A 24,876-nucleotide genomic window follows, 5' to 3' on the forward strand; every position below is an offset into this window, starting at 1 on the left:
TTTGTTACTTATATGTTTTTATCTGTAATGAAATCATCACTTAAAAGAATAGCTTGCTAAATTTTCTTAAAGGAATATCTAAATTATGTCATCAGCCGCCGCCGTAACTGATTCTTCATTTGACAAAGAAGTTTTGCAAAGTGAACTGCCAGTCTTAGTTGATTTTTGGGCTCCTTGGTGTGGACCTTGCAGGATGGTCGCCCCAGTTGTGGAGGAGATTTCTAAAGACTTTGAAGGGAAAATTAAAGTATTTAAATTAAATACAGACGAGAATCCAAATGTTGCAAGCCAATATGGAATCAGAAGTATCCCAACCTTAATGATCTTCAAAGGTGGTCAAAAAGTTGACACTGTTGTTGGAGCAGTACCAAAAGCGACTCTTTCAAGTACCTTATCAAAACACTTATAAAATAAGGTTTTGGCTAAAATAGGACTCATAGACTATGGGATGGGTAACATACATTCCGTAACAAAAGCCTTAGAAAGCCTTGAAGAAGAGGTAATTTTAATAAAAAATAATCATCAAATAAGAGACTGTAAAGCATTAATACTTCCAGGAGTTGGTTCATTTGATCCTGCTATTAATAATCTCAGTAAAACAGAATTAATAATTGATATTAAAAATTGGATTAAAAGTGGTAAATCATTTTTAGGGATTTGTCTTGGATTGCAATTACTTTTTGAATCAAGTGATGAAGGTACAATTAATGGACTTGGAATAGTAAAGGGCCAAATAAAAAAAATCCCTCAATTGTCTGATCAAAGAATCCCTCATGTTGGTTGGTGTGAACTTCTTCCTATAAGAAAAAATAGCTTATTAAAAGTGGATGAAATAAATAATTGGGTATATTTTGTTCATTCTTATCATGCGGTACCATCAAATAATAATTTAATAACTGCAAATGTTAGTTATGGTTCTGAAAAATTAACAGCAATGATAGAACGAGATAATTTAATGGCTTGCCAGTTTCATCCTGAAAAATCAGGGAAAACTGGTGAAAAGCTTTTACGTCGATGGGTTAAAAGTATTCAATAATTTGATTTGTGATATATGAAAACAAATTTGAGGTTAATTGGAGGACGAAGGCTTGAAAGCTCGAGAAATATAGATACTAGGCCAACAACCTTAATGGTTAGGGAAGCAATTTTTAATATTTTGAAAAATACTGTAGAAAATTCTAATTGGTTAGATTTATTTAGCGGAACAGGTGCTGTGTCCTGTGAAGCCTATAATCATGGAGCAAAAAAAATAGTTGCAATTGAAAAAAATAAAAACAATTCAAAAATATGTTTAAAAAATCTTCACTCGTTGCAAAATATAGATAATCGAAAAAATGATATTGAAGTTATTTGCAAAGATGTATTAATTTGGACTAAGCCAAATACTGAGAGGAATATCTTCTCTTCAAATGATTTTAATAAAATAAAATTTGACTTTATCTTTTTAGATCCCCCATATAGAGCTAATTACCATGAATTAGTTTTAAATCAAATATTTAATTGTAATTTTATAAAGAAAGGTACTATTGTTATCTGCGAACATTCATTAGATATAGATATTAAGACGAATATTCTCTGGAATATTTATGATGTTAGGACTTATGGTCAATCAAAATTGACTTTTTTAATCCATATCTAACATTCCTGATCCTCTCCTATATTGATTCCACGCGCTAACAAATAATCCTAGAAGGGTTATTGGAACTAATCCTAAAACTATTCCACATAAAAGAGGTTCAATCATTTGCTGGCATTTTTTTGATTTTTCATTCACAATTGTGACACAGAGACATTTTTTTGTGACAACATCTTCATCATCTGCAGCAGAAAAAACTTTGAAAACAAAAATCTGGAAACGGGTTTTTATTGTTTGTATGATTTTAATAATTAGTGGCTCTTTCTTTTATTTTAATCATGAAGAAAATAATACATATATTCTTAAAACTCTTGAACTCAACGGTTCTGTTAAAGAAGGAGATACTCTCTTTAAAATGAATTGTGTTGGATGCCATGGTATTACTGCTAGAGGTTTAGTTGGACCAGATTTACATTCAATAACCATGCGTTTAAATGATGCAGAAATCATAAAACAAGTTATTGAGGGAGTTACCCCTCCTATGCCAAGTTTTGAAATTGATCCTCAAAACATGTCTAATTTATTAACGTATTTACATAGCTTGTAATAAATTTGAAGAAAAAAAGACTTAACTTGAACGTTGTATTGGTCGAACCAAATGGTCCTTTAAATGTTGGAAGTATCGCAAGATTATGTTCTAATTTTGATGTTAATGAATTAAGGATTGTTTCTCCAAAATGTGATATTTTTTCCTTAGAAGCAAAAAAAATGGCTCTTAAAGGACTTAGATATATTGATAATTGTAAAATTTTTAATAGTATTGAGCAAGCAATTTTTGATTGTGATTTGGTCATTGCCACGTGTGGAAGGATTGATTTAAGTAATGATATTGAATGTGAATCTCCTGAGGACATATCTAAATGGATTTCATCTTTTGTTGAGATTAATAATTTAGGTATTTTATTTGGAAGAGAGGATAGAGGATTAAGTAATAATGAATTACTTTTTGCACATAAGATTCTTAATATTAAAACTTCTCAAAACTATCCTTCTTTAAACCTCTCTCATGCAGTTTCAATAATCTTGTATGAATTAAATAAATCTTCAACAAATAATGTAGAGAAAGATTTACAAGTTTTTGACCTTGCATCATCAAAACAAATTTATGAATCTTTTAAAGAAATAGAAGAAATGCTTATTAAAACTGGATATCTTTTGGAACATACAGCTAATTCAAAAATCAGTAAATTTAAAAAATTTTTATTAAAAGCGAAGACATCAAGTCATGATATTAATGTCTTGAGAGGAATCGTTCACCAAATTAACTGGTTTTTAAATAATTCAAAAGGTAAGTAAATTTATAAAGTTAAGTAAAAATTGATGAAAAGTTGATATTTTTTGTTAAACCTTTTTTTTAAGATTGTAGTTTTAAACATATTATAAACGTAAGATTTTAGAGTAAAAAATAGACTCTAAAAAATTAAATTAGATTAAGAAATAAATTTGTATATAAATAAGCTCAAATATAGTCAAAACGTTCAATTTAATTTGGATATTTACTAAAAACATTTTCTGAAGTATCATCTATTGATCATTCGAAAATAAAGTAAAACTAAAGCTGTGAATACAACAAAGAAAAGAAGAGTTTTTCCTTTTACTGCTGTAATTGGTCAAGAAGAAATGAAATTAGCTCTTTTGTTAAATGTTATAGATCCAAGAATAGGAGGAGTAATGATTATGGGTGACAGAGGAACTGGTAAATCTACAACTATAAGAGCTCTAGCAGACTTGTTACCAGCTATAGATGTTGTTAAAGATGATCCATATAATAGTTCACTTATAGATCCTGATTTACAGAGTAAAGAAGTTTTAGAGAAAATTGTACAGGGAGAAAGTTTGGAGAAAGATAAAAAACAAGTTCCAATGGTTGATTTGCCATTGGGGGCAACAGAAGACAGGCTGTGCGGAACTATTGATATAGAAAAGGCTTTAAGCGAAGGAGTTAAGGCCTTTGAACCAGGCTTATTAGCAAAAGCTAATAGAGGCTTGTTATACGTAGACGAAGTTAATCTACTCGACGATCATTTAGTTGATGTTCTTTTAGATTCCGCCGCATCTGGATGGAATACAGTTGAGAGAGAGGGAGTTTCAGTTAGACATCCTGCAAGATTTGTTTTGATTGGCTCTGGCAATCCAGAAGAAGGAGAACTTAGGCCTCAGTTATTAGATAGGTTTGGTATGAGCGTTGAGGTTAAGACAGTAAGAGATGCAGAATTAAGGGTTAAAGTTGTTGATCAGCGAACTTCATTTGATGATAATCCCGATGAATTCTCAATAAGTGTTGAGAAACAGCAAGATGACCTTCAGCAAAAAGTTATCAAAGCTCAAGAGATATTAAATTCAGTTCAATTGGATGATGATCTTAGATTAAATATATCTGCTATATGTGGCGAACTTGATGTTGATGGATTAAGAGGGGATATTGTAACTAATCGATCTGCAAGGGCAATTGCTGCATTTGAGGGAAGAACTGAAGTGCAAGAAGAAGATATCGCTAGAGTAATTACATGTTCTTTAAGGCATCGATTAAGAAAAGATCCCTTAGAGCAAGTCGATTCAGGAGAAAGAGTCATTCAAGCATTCTGTAAAGTCTTTGATTTGAATGAAAAAGAAGATCTTTCCAAATTTCTATTATCATCACAAGAATAATAAAGTGAGGATTATTGGAATTGATCCTGGATTAGGAAGAGTTGGATATGGAATTATTGAGATTCAAAATGAAAAGAAGATATTTCTTGATTGTGGGGTAATTGAAACTAATAAAAATAAAGAGGAGGGAGATAGACTGTATGAAATTTTTAATGATCTCAATACATTGATTGATAAGTGGAAACCTGATATTGCTGCTGTAGAGAAATTTTTCTTTTATAGATCTAGCACTACCATTAGCGTTGTTCAGGCTCGGGGAGTTATTATGATGGTATTTGCTTCCAAAAGCATTAAAGTTAGTGAGTACGCTCCTTCTCAAGTCAAGCTTACTATCGCAGGCTCTGGCAAAGCATCAAAGAAGGAAGTTATTGAAGCAGTAATGTACAACCTAAATTTAACTCGTGCACCAAAACCTGATGACTCGGCAGACGCACTAGCCATAGCCCTTACAAAATTAAATGAAGAAGGATTTAATTAAATATAAATTATGATTATCTCAGAAAAAAAGAATTTCGAAAGGAAATTTTTTAGAAATTTGAGAAATAAAAAATCAGCTAATGATATGAGAAAAGTTGAAATCAATGTTAAAACATATGTTGATTCAATTTTTAGACAAGATTTAAAAAAAAAGTATATAGGAATTTATTGGCCTCTTGAAAATGAAGTTGATTTAAGAAGTCTTGGTCATGAATATCTATTAGCCTTGCCGAGATGTGAAGAAAACAAAAATCTCTTATTTTGTGCCTGGGATAAGAAACAATTATCTAAAGATATACATGGGATACAAGCTCCTCATTCTTCAAATAAATTAAGTTATGAAAAAATTAGTATGATGTTTATTCCGTGCCTATCCGTAGATAAAAACTTAATAAGATTAGGATACGGTGGAGGATATTTTGATAAATTAAGGGAAGATGAAAATTGGAGATCTATTCCATGTATTGGTATCTTAACCTCTAATTGTGTAAGCGATAAATTTTTGACTAGAGCTGATTGGGATATCCCTCTATCAGGTTTTATTACAGAAAAAGAAATATTAGTATAGTGTGTATCTAATTTAGTTATTTAATAGTTTTATAACAATGGAAAAGAAAGAAATTTATACTGAATTACATAAATTAGTTGAGAAACTGAAAAACGCAGAAGATCCCAAAAGAAAATATGAGTTTATTTTATGGTTAGGTAAAAAATTGAAAGTTCCAAATAATAGCATCTTAATTCCCGAAAATAAAGTTCAAGGATGTGTTTCTGAAGTCTTTGTTAAAGCAAGTTTTCAAGAAGGTAAACTTTATTGGGAAGGCTATTCTGATGCTTTGATAACAAAGGGGTTACTTGCATTCCTTATTAATGGACTGAATGAATTAACGCCAAAACAAGTCGTTAATATAAACAATAAATTTATAGAAGATACTGGTCTAAAAGCAAGTCTAACCCCATCAAGATCAAATGGTTTTTTAAATATTCTCTTAAAAATGCAGTCTCAGGCAAATGATTTTTTGTCGAAATAATATTATAAAATTGAAATTACAATAAAAGATAACTAATGCAAAAATGTAAAATTGGAATTATTGGTTTTGGAACTGTAGGAAAAGGTATTTATAAAATTCTAAAATCGAAAAATGACCTACATCCAATTTTAAAAGATATAGAAATTGTAGGAATAGCTGTTAAAAATATCAACAAAAAAAGGGATATTAAATTAGAGAATAATCTATTAATAAGTGATCCTTATGAACTAATTAAAGATCCAAATGTTGACGTGATTGTAGAAGTAATGGGAGGTACAGATATAGCTAGGGATATTATTCTGAAATCTTTAAAGGCTCGAAAATCAGTAGTTACAGCTAATAAAGCGGTAATTGCAAGATATGGTAATGAAATATATTCCACAGCTGCTAAGAATGGAGTCTATGTTTTAACAGAAGCAGCAGTATGTGGAGGGATTCCAATAATTGAACCTTTAAAAAGATCTCTTAAAAGTAATCAAATAAATAAAATGGTTGGGATAATAAACGGTACAACAAATTTTATACTTACAAAAATGTCAAATGAAAAAGCTGATTATAAGGCAACATTAAAATTAGCTCAGAAACTTGGTTTCGCAGAATTTGATCCAACTGCTGATGTTGAAGGACACGATGCAGCTGATAAGATTTCAATTCTTTCTGAACTCGCATTTGGAGGTAAAATTAATAGAGTTTCAATTAGTACAGAAGGTATAAATCAAATAGATATTAAAGATATTGAATATGCAAATAAACTAGGTTTTGAAATTAAACTTTTAGCCTTTTCTGAAAGAAATGCTATAAACATTAATGATTCTCTTTCCCTAAATATTTGGGTAGGTCCTTCTTTAATCCCTAAATCTCATCCTTTGGCAACGGTTGATGGTGTGAATAATGCCATCCTTATAGATGCTGATCCTCTAGGGGAAATAATGTTGTACGGACCAGGAGCGGGAAGTGGACCAACCGCTGCTTCTGTTGTTTCTGATATTTTAAATCTTCAGTCTTCATTAACAAAGGATACGAAATCCATTGATCCATTATTATCTTTTAATTTTTGGAGAGAATGTCATATCATTAATTCTAATCAAATATCAAAAAAGAATTATCTCAGAATTATTTGTTTAGATAGTCCAGGAGTGATTGGTAAGATTGGAGATATCTTTGGTAAGAATGATGTATCAATTGAATCAATTGTCCAATTAGATGCAAGTGAAAATAAAGCAGAAATAGTTGTTATCACACACGAAGTCTCAAATGGTAAATTTGAAAAATCAAAGAAGGAAATAAATGCTCTTTCTGAAGTTGAATTAATTGCTAGCCAATTAAGTTGTATTTGAAAAAAACATTTGCATATTTCTCTTTAGCTTGTTAAACCAAAGAGAGGAAATGTATTTATGTAATGAGTTTTTCAAAATTAGTAGAAATTAAAAATAATTTTAAATTTAATCCTAATAACAGTTGTAAAAACCTCTATAAAGGAGCGTGTGTAAAAATTAAAAATAGTCAAAAGACATTTCAGGTTGTAGGAATTAATCCAGAGAGTAAAGTTTGTTGGATAAGAGAGTGGCCATTCGCTTTGGAAGTTAATAAGACATTCTCCTTGGAAATTAATCAAATTACACTACAAACCTATTGCTCTGATACTTTTAATGAAAAGTAAATTTCTGAAAAATCAAATGTTATGCACAATAATTTTTTAATAGCTTTATTCGTTTTTTTAATTTCTTTATCACAATATTCTTGCGTTTCTAATAATAAATCCAAAAGAATTATAGTTGCAAGTTCAGGTAAAATTGAATCCTTAGATCCTGCTAGGGCAAGTACTCTTAAATCACTACAATTATTAAGTTCACTTGGTGATACTTTATATGAATTAAATTCTGAAGGAGAATTGATTCCTGAATTAGCATCAGGAATGCCAATTTTTTCAAAAGATAAATTACAAATAATAATCAATCTAAAAGAAAATGTTCTTTTTCATGATGGAACTTTATTTAATTCAAATGCTATAAAGTTTTCTTTTGATAGATTTAAAAGAATCGGAACAATGAATTATATCTTGGGCAATAAAATAAAATCTATAGAAACTCCAAGTGAATATAAGGTAATCATTAATCTAAATAAACCATCAAGCTCTGTTAATGGTTTACTTACATCTATAAATTTGACACCTGTTTCACCTACTTATTATAAAGATTATTCTGATAAATTTTTAAATGATAAATTTGTTGGTACAGGTAAATATATATTGAAGAGATTTTCAAATGAAATTCAAATAATTGATCCAAATTTAAATTATTGGAGTGATGAACCTAATAATGAAGGTATTAGTTTTATTGGATATTCCAACTCTTCTTCTCTTTTCGGAGCTCTAAAAAGTAAACAAATTGATGTTCTTTTATCAAATTCAATCGATGATATTCAAAGAAATAATTTAAATTTATTAAGCATTAACAAAGAAATTAAAGAAGGAAAGAGTCCTGCTACAGAAATAAGTTTTATTAGTCTAAGAACAAATTCTTATCCCTTAAATAATCTTAATGTAAGGTTGGCTATAGCTAAAAGTCTTAATAGGGACTTTATTAGCGAAAAGGTTAGTTATGGATTAAGGCAACCCTCAAGATCACTTGTTCCACCAATTTATAAAAAAAATAAGAATGAATTATGGCCAAAATATGATCCCATAGAAGCAAAAGTGTTACTAAAAAATGAAGGTTATTGTAACGGTAATGTTTTAGATTTTCCTCTTACTTATAGATCTAACGTACCTGCTGATAAACTAATTGCTCTTTCTTGGCAAGAACAAATAAAAAATATTTTGAATGAATGTATTAATATTAGACTCAACGGAGTAGAGTCTACAACTATTTATAAGAATCTAAATTTAGGTATATATACAGCGGTTATTCTTGATTGGACTGGTGCTTATTCTGACCCCGAGGCATATTTAACACCCCTTCTAAGTTGCAGTGAAATAGATGGTAAAAACTGTAAAAAAGGAGAATCAGTTTACAGCGGAAGTTTTTGGGGATCGAATACAGTAGAAGATTTATTTCTTGATAGCGAAAATTTAAACGGTAAAGAAAGATTAGCGAAATTAATTGAAATAGAGAAAATAGCTTCAGAATCAATACCCTATATTCCAATATGGATTTCATCTCAAAAAGCTTGGTCGCAAAATGAAATTTCAAAACCTATTTTTAATGGTGCAGGAATTATTTTAATGAGTGATCTCAAATTCATTAATGAGTAGAGATCTTAATAAACTTTTAAATTATTCTTTATTAAAGATTTCTTTAATACCTTTAATGTTATGGATTATATCTACATTAGTTTTTATTTTGTTGAGAGTTGCGCCAGGAGACCCAGTTGACGCAATTTTAGGATCTGGAGCTAATGAAGCTTCAAGAGAAATTCTTAGATATAAATTAGGGTTAAATGAATCTCTTCTTAGTCAATATCTTTCTTACATTAATAATATTTTGCATTTAAATTTTGGAGAATCTTTAAGTACTCAAGAACCGGTTCTTGATATTATTCTTAAATCATTACCAGCGAGCGTAGAACTAGGTATTTTTTCAATATTCTTTGCAATCTTTATAGGCTTTCCGCTTGGTTTTTTTGGTTTAAAAAATAAAGGAAAAAAAGGAGACTACATAGCTAGAGTAATAGGAATTTCTTCATATGCAATTCCACCTTTCTGGGGGGCGATTTTAGCTCAATTAATATTTTCGGTATATTTAAGAATTTTTCCAATTGGTGGGAGGTTCCCAATCATTTATAGCCAACCTAAAATTACAGGCTTTCTAGTTCTAGATAGTCTTCTAAATAATAATCTTATCTATTTAAGAGAAAGCTTATATCATCTTGCGCTTCCTTCAATAACTCTTGGTTTTCTTTTGAGCGGAATTTTTAGTAGATCTTTAAGAATAAATTTAGACAAGACACTAAAAAGTGATTATGTAAATTCAGCTTTATGCAGAGGAATTTCAAGAAGGAAAATTATCTTAAATCACTCTTTACCAAATGCACTCTTGCCTATTGTTACGATTTCAGGCTTAACAATAGCTTCTTTAGCAGGAGGAGCACTTCTTTTTGAAGTTACTTTTTCATGGCCAGGTATAGCTTTAAGGTTACATGAAGCTATTTCCCAACGGGATTATACTGTTGTTCAAGGAATTGTAATTATCACCTCTCTACTAATAGTCTCATTAAATCTTTTTGTGGATATTTTAATTGCTATATTAGATCCTCGAATTGAATACTAATTTTTGATTATTGCTTTTAAAGTCTCTCTATCTAAAAGATGAAAATCAAGATTGCTTTCAGTTTGATTTTTTATAACTTTAATGCTTTCATTATTGTTTATATTTTCTAAAAACTCTACGATAACTTTTAAAGATAAATTTTGAAAATAGTAAGGATTTGATCCAATAAAAGATTTATTAATTTTAAAAATATCATTATTTTCGATATTTTCTGAATACTTATCATTGATTCTTATTGGTGAAAAATGACTTGATCCCTCAATAATCAAGAATCTATTTAAGGGATTATTAGTCGTAGATAAAAACACTTTGAATTGCTCACTTAATAAGGGAGTTATAAGATCATAAGTCCCTCCAATTAAAAGTACTGGAATCTCAATCCCAGAATTTTTTTCATTTGGCCAGATTAAGCTTCCAAATGAATTAAATCCTATGATTCCATTTGCTTTCTTTGAATTGATTATTTCGGGTAATGGAATTTCGTTTAATTGACATTGGAGTAATTTTGATAAATTTGTTATTGCAAAATCTTTTAAAGCTAAATCACATCTTTTTTCAAAGTCATCTTTAGGTAAATCACCTTCATACAAAAAAGCTATTAAAGCTCCTAATGAATGTCCCATTAAAATATATGAATCATTGGCTAATCCTAATTTCCCATTATTATGCGCTTTTATTACTGCATCTAAATCTTTGATACGGTATAAGAAAAAGTCAGCACTAGTTGGAATTGAATTAGTACCCTTGAAGACTTCTAAAAAAGCCTCTGAATTACTTCCTTCATGGTCTATAAATAATACGGGCCAACCTCTCTTACTTAATTCAATGCTAATCCATCTGAAATTATCAATATTTCCTCCAAGTCCTGGCATAAATATAATTAGTTCTTTATTTGATTTGGTTTTCTTATTTTTCCATAATTCGATTTTTAAAGGCTCACCTCTATGAGGCGAATAAATTTTCTTATTAATTTTTATAAGATCTGAATCCCCTTTATATATTTTTTTCTTGGAAAAAGAGTTATTGGTTTTTTCTAATGATTTTAATTTTAGGTTTAGACTTTGTTGCTTTTCTAGTTCCTTTTTCCATGAAGAAATTATTAAAATTAAATTATCAATATCTAATGAAATTTCTTCTGAAGGTAAAGCCTTTAGGATGTCCAAAGTCGAAACTTCATTTTTGACTTCCAACAAATTTTCTATTGTATTAAAAACCTTTATACCATCTTTGTCATTGGGAACCAAAATAGTATTACTTAATTCTGAAAGAATCTTGTTACCTACCCAACTTCTTAATACTTGCCTGTTTAAACTTTCTTCTTTAAAAACTGGGAATTTTAAAAATCTTGATATCTCAAATACTTTTAAAAAATCATTTTGCTTAAACCAGTCTATTAATTCTGTAGAATCATTCTTATAATTCTCTAAGTTTAATAATTGATCTATAGTTAAAGGGATTGACATCTCTTCGAACTTGATATTTATCTTTTCAGCCGCCATTGCATCTTTTGCTGAACAAAAACTAAAGAAACTTAAAAAAAGTATAAAAATGAATTTCAATTGTGGTTATTCCGAATAAATTACTTACAGGTAAACTTTGGTGGAGTCAATTTCCCTTTCATTTAAGGTTAATAACTAAAATAAGATTCTTTGCTTCATTTGGAGCAGGAGGAGTAATTTATTTAACATCCCTTATTTTTAATAATATTGGATTGTCAGCAACAGAAATTGGTCTAGGTTTCACGATATCAGCGATCATAGGTACTTTAACAAGAATCGTTACTGGAAATTACCTAAATAAAACAGGCAAAATTCAAAATCCTTTAGTTATCTCTTCATTCATAAGTATTGCTGCAGGATTTTGTTTAATTATTTCAAAAGATATTTACTTTTACATCCTTGGTCAAGCTTTTATTGGAGCAGCCGCGGGGATATATTGGCCTACTGCAGAATTTGTAGTCCCATATTTTTGTCAACCTATTGATACAAGAAAAGCTTATGCCCTCGTTAGAACTTCTGAGGCTTTAGGGATATTTTTAGGAGTGTTTATTGGTGGATTTATGAATAATTTTATTTATCTCAAATCGATTTTTTTTAATGATATATTTTGTATGCTTTCAATTATTTTTTTGATTTTAAGAAATAAAAAGTCTATAAAAAAAACTTTAGAGAACTCTCAAAAAAAGGCTTTAGATGAAGTTGAAATTTATCAAAAGAGATGGAATAAAAATACAACCATAATAGTTTTATCTGTGATATTGATAACTACATCTCTTGCTTTAATTCAGGTGACATTACCACTTGATCTTGTTAAGGGTGGAGTTATTAGAGATGTCTTAAATGAACAAGTTATTAGTTTTATAATTTCTTTTCAGTTAATTTTATTATTAATTTTACAATGGCCAATTGGTTCATGGATATCAAAAAAAGGAAAATTATTTGGATTGAAATTTAGCTTAATCAACTTTTCTTTCGCCTCACTTTTGTTATTTATTTCTAGTTATTTAAATATTGCAGCTTTTTATTTCGTGTTTTTTGCAATCGTCTTAATAAGTTTAGGCACATCTTCCTTCCTGCCAACATCTACAGATGTTGTTTTCAGTATTGCCCCTACAAATAAAAAAGGTTATGCACTAGCACTGTTATCACAATGTTTTGCAATGGGATATTTTTTCGGACCATTTATTTCTGGGCGGGTACTAGATCTTTTTGGGTATGCATCGATTATGTGGGTAGCTATTTCATCTTTTTGTTTTTTAATGTTTGCGATGATATTTAAGAAATCATTTTAAAAGTTTTATATAAATAATATTTATTTTTTCTCTATTTCAATTATTCTTCTTTCTCTAAGAAATAAGAAAAAAGGAGCAGAGAAAGCGAATGCTATTAAAAAGGTTCCAATATAAACAACCCACATATTTTTTATATTCAATTTTTTAGATTCATTTACTATCCAAATAAAAACTGCAGTAGCACCCACCAATAAATCTCTTGAAATGGATTGAGCTGCTGGATTAGCATTTGCTAATGAAATAAAATTTTTAATGTCAAAACTATTTCCATATTCAATAGCAAAATCAAAATTTGCCATCATTGGAAGGATTGCTCCAAGGAATGATAGAAAAAGGTAAAGATAAGATAGTTTTTGTTTATTATCTTTTAGTATGTTTAGTGAATTCATATGCAAATGATATATACCCTAATAATAGTATTAATAAACTTATGATTGAAGAAGAAAATTATAATTTTCAGGATTATAAATTTATAAAAGGAAACCTAAAGTTTGCTGTTATTGGACATATTGAGTGGATAAATTTTATTGAAGTAGATCAATTACCTAAACCAGGTTTAATCTCTCATTCTAAAAAATCTTTAGAATATCCTGCCGGAGGAGGATCAGTGATAGCAAAAAGACTACGGGAATTAACTAATAGCGAAGTCCATTTCTTTACAGCTTTAGGTAATGATTTTTATGGCAAGCAATGTTTAAATATTCTTGAAAATATGGGTATTAAATTACATGTAGCATGGCGAGATAAACCAACAAGAAAAGGTTTCAGTGTAATTGATTCTGATGGCGAAAGATCTATCACTATTATTGGAGATAGATTGTCCCCTAATCATAATGATGATTTAGATTGGGCTGCCCTTAATGATATGGATGGAGTATTTATTACAGCAGGTGATAAAGAATTATTTAAAAAATCGAGGATAGCTAAAACATTATGTACCACACCCAGAGTAGGATTAAACATAATTAACAAATCCGGGATATTTTTAGATGGATTAATTGGAAGTAATCTTGATCCCGGAGAAGTGTTTTCTTTAAATGAATTAAAATTAAACCCAAAATATGTTATCAAAACAGAAGGTGAGAATGGCGGGATAGTATTCCCAGGAGGTAGATATAAAGCTATTAAAAATAAAAAAAATAAAATTGATTCATATGGATGCGGAGATTCTTTCGCGGCAGGAATTCTTTATGGACTTTCCTCAGATTGGAATATAGAAGAAAGTTTAAATCTTGCTAAAATAATGGGTAGAAATTGCAGTGAACATTTTGGACCATATAAAAATGTTAACAACTATAGTTAGGTGAATTTTTAATGAATAATTTGTTAAATACAAAAAGAAGTTATCTTGTTGATTCAATTATGATTTTCTTCTTATTAATCTCTTTTTTGGTTTTTGAATCTCTAAAAACTTTATCTGGGATTTTTACCTATGGTATTTTTAAAAAGGAAATATTAACCACTAAAAGTAATTTAGGATTTGATTTCAAAATTAAAATTAGATGAATATATATTTAATTGGCTTTGCTTGTGCTTTAGTTTTTATATTACTAATTAAAAAAATTACTAATATAAAAAAAAATAAGAATAATAAGTTATCTAAATTTAAAAAGAAACTTCTTAGTAAAGAGTCAAATATTGAAAAAATCTTTTCACGAGACGATGAAAAAACATTTTCAGATCCGGATATTAATATCTATATAGGACTTTATGATAATGAAGATATTACAAATAGAAAATCTAATATTCATAGAGCAAGACTCTCAAAATTTAAGAAGTCAAAATTAAATGGAGAAACTATATTTATAGATTCAGATCAAAAGATCTATAAATATATTAATGGAAAGAAAATATATCTAATATAAAACTACTTAATTACATTCAAGACTATCTCTAGTAGAAACTCCTGTAGTTGGATTAACTCCTTCAGCAATTTTGCAAAGATTTCTCTGGTCTTCACTATCCAGAATCGCGTAAGAAAAATCTGCTCCTTCTATTTGAGCACCAGCAAAACTACTTCCAGAAGCTATCATGTTTATCAAAATGGAATTCCTTAAATCTGTTTTTTGGAAATTCACTCTATCTGCGAGAGTATCAGTTAAATCTATTCCATTAAGATTAGAACCTTTTAAGTCAGATAAAGTTAATGTTGTTCCATGTAGATCGACTTCACTAAAGTCAGCATCTCTTGCTACTGCTCCTGCTATTGAGGATAAATGAAGATCCTCTCCATGAAAATCAAAACCAGTAATATTAGATCTTACGTAACTAGGAACCTCATCTCCCTCTCCTTTAGTCGCTACATTTGCACCTGCAAAAACAGGAGAGGTAAAAATCAGAAAAGAAAAAGTCAGACATAAAAAGTATTTCAAAAAGCTTAATCGATTCATATTGAAATTTTACAGTGCCTCTATCTTATCTCAATAAGATAATGATTTAAATTGTTTTTAAAATTTGAATAAAGTTTTTAAAGTTACTTAACACTATAAATTTTAAATTTAGGTTGTAAATTTGTTATGCAATCGTGAAGTTTTTTATCATCTTTGCTATTGGTAACTTTGAATTCAGATTCAACACTTCCTTCCTTATCTCTTATAGCTTGATTTAAAACAACAGAACCATTTTCATCAGAAACAGATCTATGAAAAGTTCCTCTAGGGATTTTTAAGATTAATCCACATGACTCTAATCTTACTTTGTAGAAAGGATACTCCCAGCCTAAGTTTACGAGATAAAAAGTTCTTCCTCCTGAAATAGCTAAAAGGTTATCCTCTTGTTTGTGATGAATATAAAACTGCCAATTGCCTAATTCTTTATCATTAGGTGGACTCACAGCTGGCCCATTATGAATTACTAAGTCTCTAAAATTTGAGTTATTAATACTAATATCGAAAAATCTGACATCTTCCGTATCACGAAATTTTTCGTAACTTTTCAATTCAAACATTTCAGATTTGTTTGGCTTGGCAAGTTCGATTTTTAAAGTTGAGTTCAATTTATTTGAAATATTAATTAAATGAAAACAGATATATTTTGAAGATAACGTATCAGTTAACACCATTTAGGGAACACCTCTATCAAATTAATAATTAAGATTATTTTTTAAATATCCTTCAAAATCATTTTAAAGATTAAAAGGCTTAATTAATTACAAATTTCTAAAGGCTTTATTTCCCAGGTTAAATTATTCTTAAGGTTTGTTTTGCCTCTAAAGTTTCCAGTAATCACTGCCGTTAGGTTGGATTTTGAAGAAGATACTAATGTTAAATACCTTTCGTCTATTAATCCTTTACCGCTTGGATCAAAACCTCTCCACCCTGCTCCTGGGATATATAATTCAGCCCATGCATGTAATTCAAATTCTTTTGGTAGAGGATCTTCAAAATGATAACCACTAACAAATCTGCTTGGAATTCCGACTGATCTGCATGACTCAACCATTAACATTGCTAAGTCTCTGCATGAACCAACCCTTTCTCTGAGAGTCCTGCTTGCTGGCCATGCTGGGCCAGTATGTCTTTTCGTATACTTAACTCGATCCTGAATAATTTCTATAAGTTGAAATGTAAAAGATAAGGCATTATTGCTACTTCCTGCTAATGACTCTTGCGCTAATTCAACAGCAGAAGGATCATGCTGCCCATTTGGCATCCATCCTTCCAAAGCACCCTGAAGATCTCTATTAATGATACTTCTACAAAAGGGTAATGTAAGGTCCCTTTCTTTTACACCATCAAGAATGCAAGGATGTTTAAGTGTCTCAACCTCGCTTATTGCTTTGATAGATAATGAATCGGTATATCCCTCAAAGGTAATTCTGTTAATCTCTTCACCACTGGCGGCAAGTAAAGGATAAAGAATTTTAGGATTTGGAGAAATATTTAAATTAAAGTTTATTAGCCTTTGAAATCCATGCGATCTTGGCTTGATACATAATCGATGTTCCCCCAATTGAACTGATTCTTCATAGGAATATTCAAGGTTATGGATATATTTAATTTTCATTGATCAAATTCTTTATTTATAAAATATTTATCTTCTATGAGATTATGGAGTTTGTTTAAATCAATTTGTAAGGAATCAATAGCCTCATGTAGTCCGTCATTAATTATATCTTCAATTCTGATATAACTCCACTTTGCTTTAAGTAAACCCCTCATGCACTCAAGTTTTGAGGGATTATCTGAACTTGGAGAGGTATTAATCATTTTTAGAGTATTACTTATACCATCCAAACAGTATCTAACAGATCTTGGGAAATTATTATCTAGTAAGAGAAATCGTGCTACTGAATTCGGCTGGATAGAATTTTGCTCTGCTTTCCTGAACATTTGATAAGCACCTGCCGAACGAAGAAGAGCTATCCACTGCAACTCATCCAGGACTCCTCCGAGCTCATCTAAGCTTGGAAGTAATAAGTAATATTTTACATCTAAGATCCTAGATGTCTTATCAGCTCTCTCTATTAATCTACCTAAAATACTAAATTGACATGCAAGATCTTTGCTAAGAGTGGCGTCTGTAATGCCATAAAACAACTGACATCCTCTTCTTATTTCGCTTAATTGCTCCTGCCTTGGAAGGTCCCATATAGATTCCCCTTCTTGTAAATTCCAATATAAGATATTTATTTGTTCCCACATTTCAGATGTCATTACATCCCTTATTTGCCTAGCGTTTTCTCTAGCCAATTGGATACAAGAGATTATGCTGTTGGGATTTATTCGATCCCTAATTAAAAAATTAATAACATCATCCTGTTTTTTCTCAGGAAATCTAGAATCAAATGTTTCTCTATCACTTGAAGCATCAATAAGAGGCAGCCATGGTTCAGCACTGCCTGGTGGACAATCTAAAGACATTGCTTCACTAACCTCTACGAAACGAGATATATTTTCCGCACGTTCTAAATAACGATTAATCCAATAAAGAGATTCAGCTACCCGACTTAAAAGCATTCTAATTTCCTACAACCCATGTATCTTTGCAACCCCCTCCTTGAGAAGAATTGACTACTAATGAACCTTTTTTTAAAGCAACTCTAGTTAGACCTCCTGGACTTACCCATGAATCCTTTCCCCTTAAAATGTAAGGTCTTAAATCAACGTGACATGGATAAAGTTCACCATTGCATAATGAGGGAACTGTAGAAAGTTCTAGAGTAGGTTGAGCTATAAAATTTCTAGGATTTTTTTTGATTTTATCTGAGAATTCATTTATCTCAGTTGTAGTTGATTGAGGACCAATTAACATTCCATAACCACCAGCTTCAGAGACTGATTTGACAACAAGTTTTGGAAGGTTCTTTAAGACATATTCTCTATCCTTTTCGTAATAACAAATATAGGTTTCAACATTTTTTATTATTGGTTCTTCATCAAGAAAATATTTGATCATTTTAGGGACAAAAGAATAAATCATTTTGTCATCTGCTATTCCTGTCCCGGGGACATTCGCAACAGCAACATGACCTGCCTTCATGACATCTAGTAAACCACTAACGCCTAAATATGAATCTTTTCTAAAATTTATAGGATCTAAAAAATCATCATCAATCCTTCTATAAATTACATCTACTCTTTTTAATCCAGAAGTAGTCTTTAAGTAAACATATTCATCATTACAAATTAAATCATGACCTTGAACTAATTGGATACCCATTTCTTGAGCTAAATAACTATGTTCAAAATATGCACTATTAAAAATCCCAGGTGTTAATAAAACTATTTTTGGTGTATCAGTCCAAATAGCTAGTTCTTGGAGAGTCTTTAATAAAAATGATGGGTATTCATCAATAGGTTTAACTATCCTGCCTGAGAAAAGATTAGGGAAGATATTCTTCATCACTAATCTATTCTCTAAAAAATAAGCCACACCAGAAGGACATCTTAAGTTGTCTTCTAAAACATGCCAAGTACCTTGACCATCTCTTATTAAATCAAGTCCTGATATTTGACACCATTTGTTTAATGGAGGCTTAAAACCCAACATTTGAGGCCTCCATCCATCTGAACTCTCAATTAGTTCCCTTGGAATTATTCCATCATTAATTATATTTTGAGAATTATATATATCATCTAAGAAAAGATCTATTGCCTCAAGTCTCTGCTTTAAGCCTTCTTCCAAGGTTATCCAGTCGTGCTTACTTATTATTCTTGGTAAAGGGTCAAAAGGTAATATTCTTTCTGTACCTTTTACGCCTGTGTCGTTTAACCTAAAAGTTGCTCCATGTCTTAGTAATAACTTCTTGGCCGCCGAATGATTTCTGTTTAGTTCTTCTAAACCCATGTTATCTAAGGAAGATAATAAGGGGGTTAAAATTTCTCTGGCAGAATTTAAATTATCTTTAAAGTATTCATCATAATTATTTTTAGGACGATAATTTGAAAACATATATCTCTTCATTTGTTAACTTTTTACTTTAGCTTGGGACGATATTTAGTATTTAAAACTACAAAAAGAAATATCCATAAACTAAATCTATTTCAATATTTTATGCATTGAACTATATTTCTTAAAAATGTAAAAAATATGAATTCTGGCAATTGGCAATTTGTTTTTTTTAGATATTTTGCGAGTTTACTTTTTATTCTCTCTCATAGTTTACTTGTTTTAGATCATCTACCTACTGGAGCTGCACTTCATGGTTTGGGAGAAGTTTTTATAGCTCCTTGGGCTTTTAGGGAGAGGGCCTGGGATTTAGTTGCTATTGCAATTTTATTTTTCTTTTTTGATATTTGGGGATTGATTAACACTCCTTGGAATTAGTTGATAATATCAATCCAGGCTTGGTAAATAATTTACTAAAAATGAAATCCAAAATAAAACAAACTTTTAAATTAATCTTAATTATCTTTTTAACAAATACTCACTTTTTACAAGCTCACGATTCATTTAATGGAGGATGTAAAAAGCATTGTAAAGAATATGTTAAACCATTAATTATGAATAAAGAGTTAAATAATTCTGGTTATAAAAATCAAATTGAAGATGATGATTCTTGTTTAAGTAAATCACTTTGTAGGGGTTGATAAAATTTTGTTTTTGAATTTTTCTCGATAAAATTTGTACTTGCATTGTAGTTTCTACTAGGAGGATTTATTTGGTTTTTAATTAAAATAATAAACGTGTAAATTAATGGAAGTACTAGCGATAAGGAGGCAATAATAGCAGTTATTTGATTAATTTTAATCAATGGTTTTTTTACTAAAGGGTCACCACATAAACCACATATTAATTCTCCAGATGTTGATTTTTTTTGAAATTGATATTTGGGATTACAGTATGGACAATAGTAATTATTCATGGATTAAAACAAAATTATTTTTCTTATTATTAGAAATATAAAAAATTTATTTTGTAATAAGACTTCTAGCCAAAGTAAGATTTTTGAAGTATAAGATTTATACCAATGGTTCAATTTAGTCCCCTTCACTATGAATAAAAATGGTGTGATCTCTGATCATCTACATCTGCTATAAGATCATGTTTCTTTAATTTTTTAAGAACATTTTTGTATTCGATTTCATTAACAGTTCTAGCTAATAAATCAGAAAAAAATCTAAGTTTTTTTGACATTATTTTATATCTATCCAAATAAAGTTTCTTATTACAATAGATAGCTAAAAAAATATAATAATGCCAAAGTTTGTTTTTTTAGCCCAAATAAAAAAGAGAGCTTTTAAAAGCTCTCCTTTTATTCTCTTACTTATTTTATCTATCAAAATTAACAACTAGCCTAAATCATTGATCCTTGTTGTTAATTATTTTTCAGCTAAAAATAACCTTAATAAACTAATAGTTTTTAACTGGGGCAAAGACTCTAGAATTGAACTTTTTCTTGTAGGGCACCTAAACGATGCGAAAGAAGTAAGTTCAGACATTAATAAAAAATAATTGGAGCAGTTAATTAAATTAGTTCGGAATTATTCCGAAATTGCAGGCAGGCTATCGATCATTTTGAAAGACCTCCTAAAACTCAACAATCACAAATTAATTAAAAACTTTTAAAAAAACAATCCGTTTTTATACGCATTGATTTTTAATCCATAATGTCCGATAGTAATAATAAATTTGTTTATTTTAAGTTTTAAATTTTATATATTTCTTGTTTAGTATTTTAGTAAGTTTTGCTTATTTCTTTTCTTATCTCTCTCGTTTATGTTAACCCTAAATGAATTGAGGAAATCTATTTATGACTAATTCAAAAATTCAAAATAATCACAATAATGATATTAATAATAATAAAAATAATCCCGTAGATGAATATTTACAATGTCTCTCATATTGCGATATTCATCCAAAAGGTATTGATAATGATTGCGAAGTGATTTGTATTGAGAGACATTTGAAAACTAATTATTGGTAAATATATAAGCTAGAAATTACTTGAACCCTTTTGAAGAGGAACTTGTTCGGACTTTAAAATTCCAAACGGTTACAACACCCTTAGCATTAATTGCTGCTAAAGCGCAGTCATCGGGTCTCCAAGCAATATCTCCAACTAAATCTCCAGCAAAAGCAGCTCCAACAGGATCCCCATTTCCATCGTTTTTAAGAAAACTAGCGACTACTGAACCATCTCTTGAACCTGAAGCTACTAGCAAACCTTTGTTAGAAAAAGCTAGGCTAGAAATTGGTTCAGTATGATGACATAATTCTCCTGGCATCGTTCCTTCTGGGCCATTTCCTGAAAAACTCCATACTGTAATTCTTTCGCTACCACTAGTTGCTAATAGCATGCCACTATCATCGAAGGAAAGGTGAGAAGGCTTTCCAGGATAACCTGTCATTTCAGCATCAAGTCCAGTTGATCTACGCCAGAAATGTACCGAATTATCTTGACTCCCACAGGCGACAATATCTCCATCAGGGCTTAACTGCATCGAAACTAGTGAACCTTGCCATTCAAGTTTCTGATTAGTCTTTTTGTTTGCTATATCAAAGAAAGTTACGCGTCCGTAGCATGCAGTTGCTAACTCATTCTTATTCGACCACGATATGGCACTTACTGTACTCGGATGTTCTTCTGAACCCCATTGTTCATTACCATCTTGATTAAATACATATACTTTTTTGGAAAAAGCTACGGCTAAATATAAACCTCCATTTGACCAACTTAAATGTTCTACCCAACCTTTACCAAGTTTAATGGCTTTAATTTCCTCCCCATTATTGCAATTTAATATTCGAACTATTCCGTCTTGCCCTGAAGTTGCAAAAATCTCTCCATTCGGATGGATAGACATTGCAAGAAGACCTCCGGAATGGGCTTCATCCTTTTTCCAAATAAGCTTTCCTGTATCTCCTTCGAACCCATAAAGCCCTCCAACTACGTCTCCAACGATAAAGAGTTTCCCTTTTAAAGCCCAACCACAAACTATTGCATAATCATCAACTTCAGCAGACCATCCTTCATGAAACATGCCTCTAGGGCTGAAAGGTTCTATATCAGGCACTTATCAAATCCCTCTTGCATTTCTTTTTCATTTAGATTTCTTCCAATAAACACGAGTTGATTTCTTCGTGGTTCATTTCCCCATTCTTTATCTGGTTGGGCAGTAAATAACATATGAACTCCTTGAAATACTATTCTGCGTGGGTTGCCAGAATAACTAATAAAACCTTTTGTTCTGAATATATCAACTCCTTTCTCGGAAAGAAGTCTTCCCATCCAAGTATTCAACTTTTCAGGATCAACATCCCCAAAACGCTCTATTGCAATTGATCCAACTTCATCATCATGTTCATGTTCTGCGACCCAATTTCTTTCAATTTTAAAAGGAATTTCCTTAACATTATTTTGGGAATCTATTTTTAGCACTTTCATATTGAATTCTTCAGCAGTATGTTGTGTGAACAATCCAACTTTTGACGTTTTTACAACATCCAAAATAAAAGATTTAGATCCTTTGTTTTGCAATTTAAGACTTATATGCTCATCATATGGAATAGTATTTCCAGGTTCTAAATTTTTAGCTTTTTCTGCATAAAGTCTTACAGAGGCTTCTGCACCCTCTTTTAATTCTTCTTCACTAAATCCTTGATTAGCAAAAGCTACTAAGGACATTTCAGGATCAGGCCCTTCTTCAAGTTTTAATTCATATTTTCCAGGCTCAAGCTCATAAACTCCTGACCATTCAAAAGGATATTCTGGTTCTAAGAAAGTTGGTCTACGCTTTAAAATTTGGTCAAGATCAAATGCACTCAAATTTAAAACTGTCTCAATAGGAACCTCTGCTTTCTCTGCTCGAATAATACGAGTCATTCGATTCATATCTCTTAATCTTGATTCAAGGTTATCAAGAGCATCATCTGAGACTAAATCAGTTTTATTAAGGACTAAGACATCTGCAAATGCCACTTGTTCAGAACTCTCATCACTACGCCCAAGTTGTTGATCAATATGAGCTGCATCAACTAATGTAACTATTCCATCAAGTGTGAATTCAGAACTAATTTCTTCATCCATAAAAAATGTTTGAGCAACAGGACCAGGGTCAGCTAATCCAGTTGTTTCAACTAAAACGTAGTCAAATTTATCCCTTCTTTTCATTAAATTACCAAGGACTCTAATAAGATCTCCGCGAACAGTACAACAAATGCAACCATTAGACATTTCAAATACTTCTTCATCAGCATTTATTACAAGACCTTGATCTATCCCAACTTCACCGTATTCATTCTCAATAACAGCGATTCTCTTACCATGCTCTTCACTTAATATTCTATTAAGGAGAGTCGTTTTCCCTGATCCTAAAAATCCAGTAAGTATGGTGACAGGTACCTTGTCCTTAATACTCATTGTGCGATGTTTTTAAAATGTAATGCTAACCAAAAATATAATAGTCAAAAATCGAAATGAAAACCGTTTTTATATAAAATTTTTATTGATTAAGTGATCCCCAGTTACTTTCTAAATCAAAACCTGTTGTTTCATCACATGAGCCACCAAGTTCATTGACGATAGTGCATGTGTTATGAACTGCCACAGTGATAGTGTTTCCTTCCATCATTAGTCCATCGACAAAAATTTGATTAGAAGAAAGTGGGATAGAACTTTGCTTGCTTAAATTATTAACTAATTTTGAAGCAGGTTCTTGCTCCTTAAATATTACTTTGACATTTTCTTCCTTTAACTCATTTAAAACTTTTGATATGTTCTGAGGCCTTAGGCTAGATGAATGACCTATGAAATCTAATAAACTTATCGTTTCAAAACCAAATGCATCGCCATAATAATCCATAGCTTTGTGTTTTGAGGCAATTACACGATTTGAAGAAGGGATTGTAGATACTTGTTTAACAATCCATTTGTCAAGATCTTCTAGGGTTTTATCAAAAGTTTTGAATCTTTTAGAGATAGCTTTACGTAGTTTTCTTTCGGGCACATCTTTTTTAAGACTTTTCGATACGACTTTACCCATCTTGATGATGTTATGAGGATCATGCCAGACATGTGGATCTACGCCTCCGTGATCATGATCATCGTGGTCATCATGTTCTTCATGTTTCTTTGCTGAGTGTCCATGATCATCGTGGTCATCATGTTCTTCATGTTTCTTTGCTGAGTGTCCATGATCATCGTGGTCGCTATGATCGTCAATATCAATTGCGCTTACGCCTAAAACAACAGTGCTATTTTTCTTCACCCAATTCCTCATTGTGGGTGTCATTTCTGTCCCTAAAGTAAAAACTTTATCTGCCTTTTTTAATAATCTGGCCTGTTTAGGCGAAATTTTTAAATCATGAACATCTTGTTTTCTGTCTACTAGGCAGGTAACTTCATCCGAAGGGAGTGCTATTGATTTAACGATATCGCAGGTAAGAGGCTCAACTGCTACATAGTTTTTACTTTCAGCAAAGGCAACGTTTGTTGTTATTGAGAATAATGCCGTACTAGCGATAAGTGAATTTCGGATAGATACTTTTTTATGAGATATATAGCTTGAAAAAATTCTCTTAAAAATTGACATAAAAAAATATAGATATTTTAAAATGATAATCATTTTCATTTTTATATGC

Annotated in this window: 31 protein-coding genes; 18 read left to right on the plus strand and 13 right to left on the minus strand. The window is 30.6% G+C overall.

Annotated features, from left to right (window positions below):
* The first annotated feature begins 85 nt into the window (after nucleotides 1-85).
* From trxA to rsmD, 3 genes are read left to right on the plus strand one after another with little or no spacing between them, the layout of a single operon-like run.
* On the plus strand, nucleotides 86-409 hold the full coding sequence (gene trxA / locus ACTF45_RS05130) for a thioredoxin (protein WP_288347425.1): 324 nt from the start codon (nucleotides 86-88) through the stop codon (nucleotides 407-409).
* 9 nt (nucleotides 410-418) lie between these two features.
* Nucleotides 419-1,036 carry an imidazole glycerol phosphate synthase subunit HisH gene (gene hisH, locus ACTF45_RS05135; protein WP_288347423.1) on the plus strand — a complete coding sequence of 206 codons (618 nt, stop codon included), beginning with the start codon at nucleotides 419-421 and terminating at the stop codon, nucleotides 1,034-1,036.
* Between the two features lie 15 nt (nucleotides 1,037-1,051).
* On the plus strand, nucleotides 1,052-1,639 hold the full coding sequence (gene rsmD / locus ACTF45_RS05140; protein ID WP_288347421.1) for a 16S rRNA (guanine(966)-N(2))-methyltransferase RsmD: 588 nt from the start codon (nucleotides 1,052-1,054) through the stop codon (nucleotides 1,637-1,639).
* Here the strand turns inward: rsmD and petG are convergent.
* Nucleotides 1,625-1,744 carry a cytochrome b6-f complex subunit V gene (gene petG / locus ACTF45_RS05145; protein ID WP_011132691.1) on the minus strand — a complete coding sequence of 40 codons (120 nt, stop codon included), beginning with the start codon at nucleotides 1,742-1,744 and terminating at the stop codon, nucleotides 1,625-1,627. The two genes, rsmD and petG, sit on opposite strands and share 15 nt — an antisense overlap.
* Nucleotides 1,745-1,799: 55 nt before the next feature.
* On the opposite strand from petG, the gene ACTF45_RS05150 reads away from it, so the two are divergent.
* The 10 genes from ACTF45_RS05150 to ACTF45_RS05195 all read left to right on the plus strand — a co-directional run bounded on the left by ACTF45_RS05150 (nucleotide 1,800) and on the right by ACTF45_RS05195 (nucleotide 10,061).
* Nucleotides 1,800-2,183 (plus strand): c-type cytochrome, encoded by a 384-nt coding sequence (locus tag ACTF45_RS05150; RefSeq protein WP_438949485.1) that lies wholly within the window; start codon nucleotides 1,800-1,802, stop codon nucleotides 2,181-2,183.
* Nucleotides 2,183-2,932, plus strand: coding sequence for an RNA methyltransferase (locus ACTF45_RS05155; RefSeq protein ID WP_438949551.1), 750 nt, complete (start codon nucleotides 2,183-2,185; stop codon nucleotides 2,930-2,932). Before ACTF45_RS05150 ends, ACTF45_RS05155 begins: the two co-directional genes overlap by 1 nt.
* A 264-nt stretch (nucleotides 2,933-3,196) precedes the next feature.
* A complete protein-coding gene (gene bchI / locus ACTF45_RS05160; RefSeq protein WP_288347417.1) occupies nucleotides 3,197-4,285 on the plus strand; it encodes a magnesium chelatase ATPase subunit I in 1,089 nt (362 codons plus the stop codon).
* Between the two features lie 4 nt (nucleotides 4,286-4,289).
* Nucleotides 4,290-4,763, plus strand: a complete 474-nt coding sequence (gene ruvC, locus ACTF45_RS05165; RefSeq protein ID WP_288347432.1) for a crossover junction endodeoxyribonuclease RuvC — start codon at nucleotides 4,290-4,292, stop codon at nucleotides 4,761-4,763.
* A 9-nt stretch (nucleotides 4,764-4,772) separates the two neighbouring features.
* Nucleotides 4,773-5,330, plus strand: a complete 558-nt coding sequence (locus ACTF45_RS05170; RefSeq protein WP_438949486.1) for a 5-formyltetrahydrofolate cyclo-ligase — start codon at nucleotides 4,773-4,775, stop codon at nucleotides 5,328-5,330.
* Between the two features lie 37 nt (nucleotides 5,331-5,367).
* A complete protein-coding gene (locus ACTF45_RS05175; protein WP_288347414.1) occupies nucleotides 5,368-5,793 on the plus strand; it encodes a SufE family protein in 426 nt (141 codons plus the stop codon).
* A gap of 35 nt (nucleotides 5,794-5,828) precedes the next feature.
* The gene (locus ACTF45_RS05180; protein ID WP_438949487.1) at nucleotides 5,829-7,130 is read left to right on the plus strand and encodes a homoserine dehydrogenase; all 1,302 of its coding nucleotides are present in this window, start codon (nucleotides 5,829-5,831) and stop codon (nucleotides 7,128-7,130) included.
* Nucleotides 7,131-7,192: 62 nt separating this feature from the next.
* Entirely contained in the window at nucleotides 7,193-7,453 is a 261-nt protein-coding gene (locus tag ACTF45_RS05185) for a hypothetical protein (RefSeq protein ID WP_288347412.1), read from the plus strand.
* Nucleotides 7,454-7,474: 21 nt separating this feature from the next.
* Entirely contained in the window at nucleotides 7,475-9,046 is a 1,572-nt protein-coding gene (locus ACTF45_RS05190) for an ABC transporter substrate-binding protein (protein ID WP_288347411.1), read from the plus strand.
* Nucleotides 9,039-10,061 carry an ABC transporter permease gene (locus ACTF45_RS05195; RefSeq protein WP_438949552.1) on the plus strand — a complete coding sequence of 341 codons (1,023 nt, stop codon included), beginning with the start codon at nucleotides 9,039-9,041 and terminating at the stop codon, nucleotides 10,059-10,061. The genes ACTF45_RS05190 and ACTF45_RS05195 overlap by 8 nt, the downstream gene beginning before the upstream one ends.
* Here the strand turns inward: ACTF45_RS05195 and ACTF45_RS05200 are convergent.
* Nucleotides 10,058-11,620, minus strand: coding sequence for an alpha/beta hydrolase family protein (locus ACTF45_RS05200; protein WP_438949488.1), 1,563 nt, complete (start codon nucleotides 11,618-11,620; stop codon nucleotides 10,058-10,060). The two genes, ACTF45_RS05195 and ACTF45_RS05200, sit on opposite strands and share 4 nt — an antisense overlap.
* Nucleotides 11,621-11,622: 2 nt before the next feature.
* Here ACTF45_RS05200 and ACTF45_RS05205 point away from each other — a divergent pair, with 2 nt between their 5' ends.
* Nucleotides 11,623-12,852 carry an MFS transporter gene (locus ACTF45_RS05205; RefSeq protein ID WP_288347407.1) on the plus strand — a complete coding sequence of 410 codons (1,230 nt, stop codon included), beginning with the start codon at nucleotides 11,623-11,625 and terminating at the stop codon, nucleotides 12,850-12,852.
* Between the two features lie 20 nt (nucleotides 12,853-12,872).
* Here the strand turns inward: ACTF45_RS05205 and ACTF45_RS05210 are convergent, their stop codons facing one another.
* The gene (locus tag ACTF45_RS05210; RefSeq protein WP_036930268.1) at nucleotides 12,873-13,241 is read right to left on the minus strand and encodes a DUF2834 domain-containing protein; all 369 of its coding nucleotides are present in this window, start codon (nucleotides 13,239-13,241) and stop codon (nucleotides 12,873-12,875) included.
* 41 nt (nucleotides 13,242-13,282) lie between these two features.
* On the opposite strand from ACTF45_RS05210, the gene ACTF45_RS05215 reads away from it, so the two are divergent.
* Both ACTF45_RS05215 and ACTF45_RS05220 read left to right on the plus strand, forming a co-directional pair.
* Complete coding sequence (locus ACTF45_RS05215) at nucleotides 13,283-14,155, plus strand: carbohydrate kinase family protein (protein WP_438949489.1); 873 nt, start codon at nucleotides 13,283-13,285, stop codon at nucleotides 14,153-14,155.
* A 199-nt stretch (nucleotides 14,156-14,354) separates the two neighbouring features.
* Nucleotides 14,355-14,717, plus strand: coding sequence for a hypothetical protein (locus ACTF45_RS05220; RefSeq protein WP_438949490.1), 363 nt, complete (start codon nucleotides 14,355-14,357; stop codon nucleotides 14,715-14,717).
* A 6-nt stretch (nucleotides 14,718-14,723) separates the two neighbouring features.
* On the opposite strand, the gene ACTF45_RS05225 is transcribed toward ACTF45_RS05220, so the two are convergent.
* The 5 genes from ACTF45_RS05225 to ACTF45_RS05245 all read right to left on the minus strand — a co-directional run bounded on the left by ACTF45_RS05225 (nucleotide 14,724) and on the right by ACTF45_RS05245 (nucleotide 19,245).
* Nucleotides 14,724-15,242 (minus strand): pentapeptide repeat-containing protein, encoded by a 519-nt coding sequence (locus tag ACTF45_RS05225; RefSeq protein ID WP_288347401.1) that lies wholly within the window; start codon nucleotides 15,240-15,242, stop codon nucleotides 14,724-14,726.
* Between the two features lie 83 nt (nucleotides 15,243-15,325).
* A complete protein-coding gene (locus ACTF45_RS05230; RefSeq protein ID WP_438949553.1) occupies nucleotides 15,326-15,799 on the minus strand; it encodes an HNH endonuclease in 474 nt (157 codons plus the stop codon).
* 197 nt (nucleotides 15,800-15,996) lie between these two features.
* Nucleotides 15,997-16,857 (minus strand): transglutaminase family protein, encoded by an 861-nt coding sequence (locus ACTF45_RS05235; protein WP_288347400.1) that lies wholly within the window; start codon nucleotides 16,855-16,857, stop codon nucleotides 15,997-15,999.
* Entirely contained in the window at nucleotides 16,854-17,810 is a 957-nt protein-coding gene (locus tag ACTF45_RS05240; protein WP_288347399.1) for an alpha-E domain-containing protein, read from the minus strand. The genes ACTF45_RS05235 and ACTF45_RS05240 overlap by 4 nt, the downstream gene beginning before the upstream one ends.
* Before the next feature lies 1 nt (nucleotide 17,811).
* A complete protein-coding gene (locus ACTF45_RS05245; protein WP_438949491.1) occupies nucleotides 17,812-19,245 on the minus strand; it encodes a circularly permuted type 2 ATP-grasp protein in 1,434 nt (477 codons plus the stop codon).
* Between the two features lie 138 nt (nucleotides 19,246-19,383).
* On the opposite strand from ACTF45_RS05245, the gene ACTF45_RS05250 reads away from it, so the two are divergent.
* A complete protein-coding gene (locus ACTF45_RS05250; RefSeq protein WP_288347397.1) occupies nucleotides 19,384-19,620 on the plus strand; it encodes a hypothetical protein in 237 nt (78 codons plus the stop codon).
* Between the two features lie 211 nt (nucleotides 19,621-19,831).
* Here the strand turns inward: ACTF45_RS05250 and ACTF45_RS05255 are convergent, their stop codons facing one another.
* Both ACTF45_RS05255 and ACTF45_RS05260 read right to left on the minus strand, forming a co-directional pair.
* Nucleotides 19,832-20,158 carry a DNA gyrase gene (locus ACTF45_RS05255; protein ID WP_438949492.1) on the minus strand — a complete coding sequence of 109 codons (327 nt, stop codon included), beginning with the start codon at nucleotides 20,156-20,158 and terminating at the stop codon, nucleotides 19,832-19,834.
* A 128-nt stretch (nucleotides 20,159-20,286) separates the two neighbouring features.
* The gene (locus ACTF45_RS05260; protein ID WP_438949493.1) at nucleotides 20,287-20,430 is read right to left on the minus strand and encodes a hypothetical protein; all 144 of its coding nucleotides are present in this window, start codon (nucleotides 20,428-20,430) and stop codon (nucleotides 20,287-20,289) included.
* Between the two features lie 616 nt (nucleotides 20,431-21,046).
* Between ACTF45_RS05260 and ACTF45_RS05265 the strand changes: the two genes are divergently transcribed.
* Nucleotides 21,047-21,220 (plus strand): hypothetical protein, encoded by a 174-nt coding sequence (locus ACTF45_RS05265; protein ID WP_173028022.1) that lies wholly within the window; start codon nucleotides 21,047-21,049, stop codon nucleotides 21,218-21,220.
* A gap of 16 nt (nucleotides 21,221-21,236) precedes the next feature.
* Here the strand turns inward: ACTF45_RS05265 and ACTF45_RS05270 are convergent, their stop codons facing one another.
* The 3 genes from ACTF45_RS05270 to ACTF45_RS05280 all read right to left on the minus strand — a co-directional run bounded on the left by ACTF45_RS05270 (nucleotide 21,237) and on the right by ACTF45_RS05280 (nucleotide 24,827).
* Nucleotides 21,237-22,310 carry a WD40 repeat domain-containing protein gene (locus tag ACTF45_RS05270; protein ID WP_288347390.1) on the minus strand — a complete coding sequence of 358 codons (1,074 nt, stop codon included), beginning with the start codon at nucleotides 22,308-22,310 and terminating at the stop codon, nucleotides 21,237-21,239.
* Complete coding sequence (locus tag ACTF45_RS05275) at nucleotides 22,298-23,656, minus strand: CobW family GTP-binding protein (protein ID WP_288347388.1); 1,359 nt, start codon at nucleotides 23,654-23,656, stop codon at nucleotides 22,298-22,300. The genes ACTF45_RS05270 and ACTF45_RS05275 overlap by 13 nt, the downstream gene beginning before the upstream one ends.
* Nucleotides 23,657-23,738: 82 nt before the next feature.
* Entirely contained in the window at nucleotides 23,739-24,827 is a 1,089-nt protein-coding gene (locus tag ACTF45_RS05280) for a metal ABC transporter substrate-binding protein (protein WP_288347386.1), read from the minus strand.
* Nucleotides 24,828-24,876: the final 49 nt, after the last annotated feature.

This window comes from Prochlorococcus sp. (assembly GCF_965655815.1).
Taxonomy (GTDB): Bacteria; Cyanobacteriota; Cyanobacteriia; order PCC-6307; family Cyanobiaceae; genus Prochlorococcus_A; species Prochlorococcus_A pastoris.